Source organism: Dokdonella sp. (genome assembly GCF_017744955.1).
Taxonomy (GTDB): domain Bacteria; phylum Pseudomonadota; class Gammaproteobacteria; order Xanthomonadales; family Rhodanobacteraceae; genus Dokdonella_A.
Genome location: NZ_JAGIAG010000012.1, coordinates 76,620 through 85,288, shown reverse-complemented (window position 1 = coordinate 85,288; position 8,669 = coordinate 76,620). Strand labels below are relative to the sequence as shown.

Here is an 8,669-nt window from a genome sequence, read left to right as displayed (position 1 = left end):
CGTCGCGCGGATGCGCGTGGCGCCCAGGCTGGGATCCACGCGCCCCAGCGAGCTGTCGATGCTGCCCTGGAACTGCGTGTTCTCGGTGAAGTTGCGCAGAGTGGAAATGCCGGTCATGGAAGCCCCCTTCGCTGGATTGGTCGATGATGAACCAGTGTAAATCTGCAAATTTCGGCGCGCGCCCGACAGCCGGGACTATCCCTAGCTAGGGATTACCCTGTAAGCGTGGACGACACGCGACAGCCGCGCTGGCGGATTCGCCGCACGTCCGCCGCCGGTGCGAAACAGGAAGAAGGCGAAGGTTCCCGCGCGTGGTGGATAGCCGGCGGCTATGCGATCGAACATTCGTCGGACGCCCGCTGCGCCTTCACGACGACATCGACGTCCAGTTGTTGTTCCACGCCGATCACGGTGCCGTCCGATCGCTGCTTTCCAAGGGAGACGAGGGAAAGCAGGCGGGCTCGGGCCGCCGGACTCAGTGCCCCGGCCCGGCGGCGACGTTGCCGAACGGCGGCTTGGCCAGCCAGACCACCGGGATCATCGCCAGGAACAGGAACGTGCAGAGCAGGAACACGTCGTTGACGGCCAAGGTCAGCGCCTGCCGTGTGACGATGCCTTCGACGATCGCCCAGCTGCGCAGCGCCGGGCCGCCGAGCGCGGACAGGCCGTCGATGTAGCCGGTCGTCGCCGCGCTGGCGCCGTTCAAATGCTCGGCCAGAACGGCGTGGTGGTAGTCGCCGCGGTGCTGCCAGATCGTCACCGTGACCGCCGTCGAGATGCTCGCCGCGAGCGTGCGGCAGAAGTTCGCCAGGCCCGAGGCCGAGGCGATCTCGTGCGGCTTCAGGCCGGACAGGAACACCTGGTTCAGCGGAATGAAGAAGCACGGGATCGCCATGCCCATGATGAAGCGCGGCCACACCAGCTGGCCGAACGAGGCGTTGTCGGGGAAGCTCGCGAACCAGTACGAGGTGACCGCGAACACGACGAAGGCGAAGGTGACCACCGAGCGCAGTTCCAGGCGCTGGATGTTGCGCCCGATCACCGGCGACAGCAGGAAGGCGAGGATGCCGACGGGCGCGGTCGCCAGGCCCGCCCACGAGGCGGTGTAGTTCAGCACCGTCTGCAGCCATAGCGGATAGACCACGTTGATGCCGAAGAAGCCGAGCATGCCGAACGACATCGCGGCCACGCCGACGGCGAAGTTGCGCTTGCGGAACAGGCTGAGGTCGACGACCGGATGTTTGTCGGTCAGCTCCCAGGCGACGAAGAAGGTCAGGCAGACCAGCGCGATGATGCCGAGCGCGGTGATGAAGGTGGAGGAGAACCAGTCCTTGTCGTTGCCGTTGTCGAGCATGAACTGCAGGCAGCCGACGCCGACCACCAGCAGGATCAGGCCGACCGCGTCGATCGGCGCCTTGACGATGGTCGTCTCGCGATGGCGCAGCAGGAACCAGGTGACGATCACGGCGAGGATTCCGACCGGCACGTTGATGTAGAAGATCCACGGCCAGGAATAGTTGTCGGTGAGATAACCGCCGAGGATCGGGCCGAAGATCGGCGCCACCACCACGGTCATCGCCCACAGCGCCAGCGCGAGACCCTTGCGTTCGTTCGGGTAGGCGTTCAGCAGCAGGCTCAGCGACAGCGCGACCATCGGGCCGGAGCCGGCGCCCTGCAGAAGACGCGCGACGACCAGCATCGGCATGCTGGTGGCGAGGCCGCACAGCATCGACATCGCGACGAACAGGAACGCCGACACGCAGAAACTGCGCACCTCGCCGAAGCGGCGCGCGATCCAGCCCGACAGCGGCTGCATGATCGCGCTGGCCAGCGAGTAGGAGCTGATCGCCCAGGTGCCTTCCTGCGGACTCACGCCGAGGCTGCCGGCGATGTGCGGCACCGACACGTTGACGATCGTGATGTCGAGCACTTCCATGAAGGTCGCGAACGCGACCGCGATGGTCAGCAGCGCCAGCGGCGCGCCGTGCAGCGGCGGCAGGTTCGGCTTGCCTTGCTCGGCGGCCATCGGCGGATTTCTTCAGCGCGCGGCGGGAAGGTTCGCGGCGACGATCGCGTCGGCCTCGGTCTCGGCCTTGGCGAGGTCGCGCTCGTAGACGGTGGTCTGCGCCACCGGCGTCGTCGTCGGCGTCGCCGCCAGCACCTTGCCGGAGCGGTCGTGCGTGTCGACCGTCACCGCGGTCGACAGGCCCACGCGCAGCGGGTGCTGCTCGAGCTGCTTCTCGTCCAGCGCAATGCGCACCGGCACGCGCTGCACCACCTTGATCCAGTTGCCGGAGGCGTTCTGCGGCGGCAGCAGCGCGAAGGCCGAGCCGCTGCCGGCGCCGAGCCCGACCACCTTGCCGTGGTATTCGACGCTGCCGCCGTAGACGTCGCTCTCGATCTTCGCCGGCTGGCCGATGCGGATGTGCGCGAGCTGGCTTTCCTTGAAGTTCGCGTCGACCCACAGGTCGTGCAGCGGAATGATCGTCATCAGCGGCTGCCCGGCCTGCACGCGCGCGCCGACCTGCACGCTGCGCTGCGCGACGTAGCCGCCGATCGGCGCGACGATCGTATTGCGCTCGTTGGCGATCCAGGCCTCGCGGAACGCGGCCTTGGCCTGCTGCACCGAGGCGTTCGAGGCGACGTCGGTGCCGTCGACCAGCGCGTGCGAAGCGGCCGCCTGGCGCGTGGCGAGATCGAGCGCGGCCTTTGCGGTGTCGACCGCCTCGCGCGCATGCGCGACTTCCTCCGGTGCGATCGCCTTGTCGGCCAGCAGCGGCTGGCGCCGCTTGAGGTCGGCTTCGGCGCGCGCGAGGTCGAGCTTGCGCGCGACGATCGCGGCGTCGTACTGCGAGGCCATCTCGGTCTGCTGGCGCACCTGGCGCACGGCGTTCGCCAGCGCGCTGCGCGCCTTGGCGAGGTTGACCTGCGCGTCGGTCGGATCGAGCTTGATCAGCGCCTGGCCGGTCTCGACGCGCTGCGTGTCGTCGACCAGCACCGCGACGACGGTACCCGGCTGCTGCGTGGAAATCGCGACCTGGTTGCCGGCGACGTATGCGTCGTCGGTGACCTCGCGCAGCGAGAACACGAACAGGTACAGGAGATACCAGGCGATGCCGGCGACGACGAAGACCAGCGCGATCGTGATCAGGATCGCGCGGCGCTTGCCGTTGCCTTTGCCGTTCTCGCGGCCGTCGTCGTCGGCGGTGGTGGCGGTGTTGGAGTCGCTCATCGGAACGTGCTCACTGGGAACGAGTCGGGGTGTCGGCCGGCGGCGCGGCGTCGCCGGTGGATGTCTCGGTCGCTGAAATCCGCGTCGCCTCGTCGCGGCGGTAGCCGCCGCCGAGCGCCTTGGTCAGCGCGATCTCGGCGGCGATCGCGTCGGCCGCCAGGGTCGCGGCGGCGTCGCGCTGCTGCAGCAGGTCGGTCTGGGCTTCGAGCAGTCTGCGGTCGTCGACGAGGCCGCGTTGCGCGCGTGCCGTCACCACGCCCTGCAGACGGAGCGTCGCGTCGACCTGTCGCTCGCGTTCGTGCCGGCGCGCGTCGAGCTGCTTGAGGTTCAGCGCCTGCGTGGCCACGTCGCGTGCGGCGTCGACGACGCTGGCGTCGTACGCCGCGGCGGCCGTCTTGAGCTGCGCCTGCGAGGCGCCGTACTGCGCGTTCAGGCGGCTCAGCGCGAACAGCGGCAGGTGCAGCGCCGGGCCGACGCCGAACACGCGGCTGTCGGCGTTGACGAGTTTGTCGAGGTCGATCGAGGAGAAGCCGGCCATCGCGCCGAGGCTGATGTCCGGATAGAACTCCGCACGCGCCTGGTCGACGCGGCGCAGCGCCGCCTCCACGCGCCAGCGATTGGCGGCGATGTCGGGCCGGCGCGCGAGCAGGTCGATGCCGACGTCGTCGGGCAGCGCCGCGTCGACCGTCGGCAGCGGCTTCGCCGTCAATTCCGGCAGTTCGGCCGGTGCGACGCCGAGCAGGGCGGCGAGCGCGGCGAGGCGGATCGGCGCCGAGCCGGCGTAGGCGGCTTCCAGTTCGCGCGCGCCGGCGAGGCGGGCGTCGGCCTGGTGCAGCAGGTCGGGCGTGTCGATGCCGCGCGCGGTGCGCTTCTCGGTCAGCAGGCGGCTGCGTTCGAGCGCGGCGACCGATTCGCGCGCCAGGGCCAGGCGCGTCTGGTCCGCCTGCCAGCCGAAATAGGTGTCGGCGACCGCGGTGGTCAGCATCAGCGCCGCGGCGCTGCGCTCGGCTTCGGCCGCGCGCGCTTCGTCGACGGCGGCGGCGACCGCGGCGCGCGTCTTGCCCCAGAAGTCGAAGTCGTACTGGAACTGCAGGCTGAGGTCGCCCTGGTTGTACCAGGTGAAGCCGAGGAACTGGCTCGGGATCAGGCCGTTCTCGCTCATGCGCAGGCGCTGCACCTGCGCGTTCGCCTGCACCGAGGCGCCGCCGGCGGCGCGCGCGATGTCGATCGAACGCATCGCGGTGCCGAAGCGCTGGCGCGCTTCGTCCAGCGTCGGCGCGGCGGCGAGGGCCTTCTGTTCGAGCGCGTCGAGCTGCGCGTCGCGGTAGCGCTTCCACCACTCCGTTTCCGGCCACGCGCCGCCGTGCGCGACGCCGATGCCGGCCAACGGCGCCTCGTTGCGCAGCGGCGGCGCGTCGGGCTTGGGCGGAATCGAGCAACTCGCCAAGGCGAGCGCAGCAGTCAGGACGGCGAGGCGGGTGGCGACGCGGGTCATCGGCGGACTCGGGATCGGCGAAGCGGGCGCGGCATGCGCCGAAAAAACGATACTACAGAGTTCTGTAATTGCGGACAATGGGCCGCGGCGGCGACCGTTCAGCGATAGTCGCGGTGGCAGGCGTCGCAGGCCTGGTCGATCTCGCCGAGCCGCGCGGCCTGGTGCGGGCAGTCCGCATTCACGTCCCAGGCGGCGACCGCGTTGCGCAGGTCCTGCGCGTACTTGCCGAACACGCGGTCCTTCGCGGCCGGATCGAGCAGGGCGCGTTCGAGGTCGCCGGACAGCAACGTCAGGTGCGCCTGCGCCGTGCCCATCGACGGATCGGTGCAGCGACCCTGGCGCGCGTTCTCGCGCGACTGGCCGAGCTCGTGCTGCATCACGTGCATGATCGCGCGCGGCCAGGCATTGCGCCGCTGCAGCGAGTTGGCCGCGGTCAAGGCGAGCAGCGCGCCGATCAGGGCGCCGCCGATCAGGCACAGCAGATAGCGCATGCTAGGGAGCTTTGACGGAGGGCTTGTGCTGGCGCAGGTTGGTCAGCAGCAGCGTGGCGAGGCCGAGCAGGATTTCGTCGATGAACGGAATCACGTCCGGGATCACCAGGTCGAGCAGGAACAGGCCCGCCGTCAGCATCGCCAAACGCGGAAAGCGCAGGCCTTCGGCCCAGCGCAACAGAGGATTGGTGAGTGGATTGGGCATGTGGAACTCCCGACGGATCGCCTCCCCACAATGCGGCAGGTGGACCCGATGCGCAAGGGCGTTGCCGGTTCGTCGTAGGATGCCGGCACCCGCGCGTCGGATACGCTTGATCGGCGCCTTCCGGCGCGCCGGCGAGGGTGGCCGCAGCCGGCGCGCGCCGGCGTCCCCATCGGGAGCCGTGATGTTCGCGATCAAAGCCGAAATCCACGATCCGCACGCGTCGACGTTCGCGTTCGAGGCGCAGAAGACGATGTACGCAGGCAAGCGCATCGCCGCCGGCGATACGGTCTTCCTGTTCGCGAGCGAGAACGAAGGCGGGCGGGGGCTGGTCGCCCGCGGCGTGGTGGTGTCGGCGCGGGCGGTCGCGAAGAAGCCCGGCGTCGTCCGCCAGACGCCGCGCGTGAGCATCCTCGTGCGCGGCGATGCGATAGCGAAGCGCCGTCTGGGGCGGAACGAGCTGAAGCGGTTTTCCGACTGGAACGACGGCAGGCCGGAGACCGAGCTCAACTTCAAGTTCTATCGGCAGGCGACGAACAAGATCGTCGGGATTTCGGCGCAGGCGGCGGCATTTCTGCGCACGTTCTTCTAGGGTTTCGGATCGCGCCGCTCGTGGTCCGGCTCGAGGTGTGACAATTGCCTCCTTCGATCATTTCGCTTCGCGAATGGTGCGCGTCATGTCTCTGCAGTATTCCGTACACGCCGGGCCGTTCGAGGCGGGTTTCGTCGAGGCGCTCGGGAAGCTCGGCGCAGCGGTCTTCGGCGCGCCGAAGGACGATCTCGCCTGGCGGCTCGCCCACATGCCGATGGCGAGCGTCGTTTGCGCGAGCGAGGCAGGAGACCTGGTCGGCTTCAAGGCGGGCTACGCCACCGGCCGGACGCGCTACTACAGCTGGCTCGGCGGCGTGCGCGCGGACTTTCGCCGCCGCGGCATCGCCGGCGAACTCCTGCGGCACCAGCACGCGTGGCTGTACGAGCGCGGCTTCATCGCGGTCGAAACCGCGACGAACCGCGACAACCTGGCGATGACGCAGGCCAATCTGCGCCACGGTTTCGCGGTCTGCGGGCTCAAGCACAAGTCGGATCGGGTGCAGATCCTGTTTTCGAAAGAGCTGCGTTAGGTGGAGAACGCGCTGATGCGTGTGCGGTCGACGCGATAGCATGCCGTCGCGCTGACCTTCCACACGGTGTCGAGAAGTTTCGTACGGATCGGGAGTTCTCATGGGGTACGTCGTCGCTCTGTTGATCGCCTTGGCGATTCTGCCGATATTGGCCTTCGTGTTCTGGTCGCCGCGACCGTCGCGCAGCAGCGCGTCGGATTCCAGTCTCCTGGACGGCGGCGATGCGAGCTGGGTGGCGCAGCACGTGTCCGACTGCAGCGATTCCGCGACCGACAGCGGCAGTTGCGGTGATGGCGGCAGCAGCGGTGGCGGCGACTAGGCGCGTTCGTGCGCGCAGCGGAGACCGTTCGGAAAGGGATGCGGAAATCAATCGCACCATGACCGAGCTGCGACGCGGTCGACGGCGATGCCGCCGGGCTGCGGCGCAAGTACGCGGGCAACCGGCGTGTCCAGGAGGCGCTGATGGCCGAGCCGGAACCGTAGATCGTCCTCAGAATGCACGTCGGAACCGCTTCGCCATCCGATTCCCGCTCGATTCGCGAGACCGCAGGCATGCGCTTCCTTCCTTGACGGCCGCTGCGGCGGCGTCAACGTGACGTTCGGCGGCGTCTACCGCAAGCAGCCGCAGCCGGCCGCACGCGCCGCCGGTCGCGCGCCGCTCACATCAGGAACAGCGTCGCCAGCCCGAGAAAGATGAAGAAGCCGCCGCTGTCGGTCAGCGCGGTGATCATCACGCTCGATCCCATCGCCGGGTCGCGGCCGAAGCGCAGCAGGGTCATCGGGATCAGCACGCCCATCAGCGCGGCGAGCAGCAGGTTCAAGGTCATCGCCGCGGTCATGACGAAGCCGAGCGCGACGTTCTTGTACAGGAGCCACGCGACGAAGCCGATCACGCCGCCCCAGATCAGTCCGTTGACGAGCGCGACGCCGAGTTCCTTGCGCAGCAGGCGCTTGGCGCTGTCGCGCTGGATCTGGTCAAGCGCGAGCGCACGCACGATCATCGTGATGGTCTGGTTGCCGGAATTGCCGCCGATGCCGGCGACGATCGGCATCAGCGCCGCCAGCGCGACGAGCTTCTGGATCGAGCCTTCGAAGAGGCCGATCACGCGCGAGGCGACGAAGGCGGTGACCAGGTTGATCGCCAGCCAGGCCCAGCGGTTGCGCAGCGACTTCCACACCGAGGCGAAGATGTCCTCGTCCTCGCGCAGACCGAAGCGCTCGCGTACCTCGGCGTCGCTCTCCTCGCGGATCACGTCGACCATCGCGTCGATGGTCAGGCGCCCGATCAGCTTGCCGTTGGCGTCGACCACCGGCGCGGTGACCAGGTCGTAGCGCTCGAACGCCTGCGCGGTCTCGGTGACGTCGTCCTCCGGATGGAAGGTGTTGGCGTCCTCGGCCATCACCACGCTGACGCGCTTGGCCGGATCGTTGACCAGCAGCCAGCGGATCGGCAGCACGCCGGTCAGCACGGTGTCGCCGTTGACGACGAACAGCTTGTCGGTGTGGTCGGGCAGTTCCTTCAGCCGGCGCAGGTAGCGCAGCACGGTTTCGAGGCTGACATCCTCGCGGATCGTGACCATGTCGAAATCCATGATCGCGCCGACCTGGTCGTCCTCCCACGACATCGCCGCCTGCACGCGCTCGCGCTGCTCGGCGTTGAGCCGGTGCATCAGCTCGGCGAGCACGTCCTCGGGCAGGTCCTCGGCGAGGTCGGCGATCTCCTCGGCGTCGAGCTGCTCGGCGGCAGCCAGCAGCTCGGGCTTGTCCATGTCCGCGAGCAGCGACTCGCGCACCGCGTCGGAGACTTCGAGCAGGATCTCGCCGTCGCGGTCGGCCTTGACCAGGTTCCACACCTCGAGGCGATCCGCCGGCGGCAGCGCCTCGAGGATGTAGGCGATGTCGGCCGGGTGCAGGCCGTCGATCTCGCGCTGCAGCTCGGCCACGTGCTGGCGATGCACGAGGTTTTCGACCAGGTCGCGATGGTCGCCGTACTCGCGGTGGGCGAGGCTCTCGACCAGCCGCTGCCGGCGCAGCAGTTCGTGCACGCGCGCGAGCTGGGCCTGCAGGAGGCTGTGCGGCGTGGTGGCTTCGGCTTCGCTCATGGGGCTGTCGGGGACTCGCGCGATCT

9 protein-coding genes are annotated in these 8,669 nt (G+C 68.9%); 3 read left to right on the top strand and 6 right to left on the bottom strand.

Translation table 11 applies throughout. The annotated features are described in order from the left end of the window. Window positions 1-475: 475 nt before the first annotated feature. From J7520_RS17655 to J7520_RS17635, 5 genes are all read right to left on the bottom strand, one after another. A complete protein-coding gene (locus tag J7520_RS17655) occupies window positions 476-2,026 on the bottom strand; it encodes a DHA2 family efflux MFS transporter permease subunit (RefSeq protein WP_291191225.1) in 1,551 nt (516 codons plus the stop codon). A 12-nt stretch (window positions 2,027-2,038) separates the two neighbouring features. Further along, window positions 2,039-3,232: an HlyD family efflux transporter periplasmic adaptor subunit gene (locus tag J7520_RS17650; RefSeq protein WP_291191222.1), complete on the bottom strand. Its 1,194-nt coding sequence runs from the start codon at window positions 3,230-3,232 to the stop codon at window positions 2,039-2,041. 10 nt (window positions 3,233-3,242) lie between these two features. Beyond that, window positions 3,243-4,727 (bottom strand): efflux transporter outer membrane subunit, encoded by a 1,485-nt coding sequence (locus J7520_RS17645; protein WP_291191219.1) that lies wholly within the window; start codon window positions 4,725-4,727, stop codon window positions 3,243-3,245. Window positions 4,728-4,825: 98 nt separating this feature from the next. Continuing rightward, window positions 4,826-5,218 (bottom strand): hypothetical protein, encoded by a 393-nt coding sequence (locus tag J7520_RS17640; protein ID WP_291191216.1) that lies wholly within the window; start codon window positions 5,216-5,218, stop codon window positions 4,826-4,828. A 1-nt stretch (window position 5,219) separates the two neighbouring features. Further along, a complete protein-coding gene (locus J7520_RS17635; RefSeq protein ID WP_291191213.1) occupies window positions 5,220-5,423 on the bottom strand; it encodes a DUF6116 family protein in 204 nt (67 codons plus the stop codon). A 79-nt stretch (window positions 5,424-5,502) separates the two neighbouring features. Between J7520_RS17635 and J7520_RS17630 the strand changes: the two genes are divergently transcribed. The 3 genes from J7520_RS17630 to J7520_RS17620 all read left to right on the top strand — a co-directional run bounded on the left by J7520_RS17630 (window position 5,503) and on the right by J7520_RS17620 (window position 6,860). Beyond that, window positions 5,503-6,012: a hypothetical protein gene (locus tag J7520_RS17630; protein ID WP_291191210.1), complete on the top strand. Its 510-nt coding sequence runs from the start codon at window positions 5,503-5,505 to the stop codon at window positions 6,010-6,012. A gap of 85 nt (window positions 6,013-6,097) precedes the next feature. Continuing rightward, window positions 6,098-6,541, top strand: coding sequence for a GNAT family N-acetyltransferase (locus J7520_RS17625; RefSeq protein WP_291191207.1), 444 nt, complete (start codon window positions 6,098-6,100; stop codon window positions 6,539-6,541). A gap of 100 nt (window positions 6,542-6,641) precedes the next feature. Then, window positions 6,642-6,860, top strand: coding sequence for a hypothetical protein (locus J7520_RS17620; RefSeq protein ID WP_291191204.1), 219 nt, complete (start codon window positions 6,642-6,644; stop codon window positions 6,858-6,860). A 340-nt stretch (window positions 6,861-7,200) separates the two neighbouring features. Here J7520_RS17620 and mgtE read toward each other — a convergent pair whose 3' ends face one another. Further along, a complete protein-coding gene (gene mgtE, locus J7520_RS17615) occupies window positions 7,201-8,643 on the bottom strand; it encodes a magnesium transporter (protein ID WP_291191201.1) in 1,443 nt (480 codons plus the stop codon). Between the last annotated feature and the right edge of the window lie 26 nt (window positions 8,644-8,669).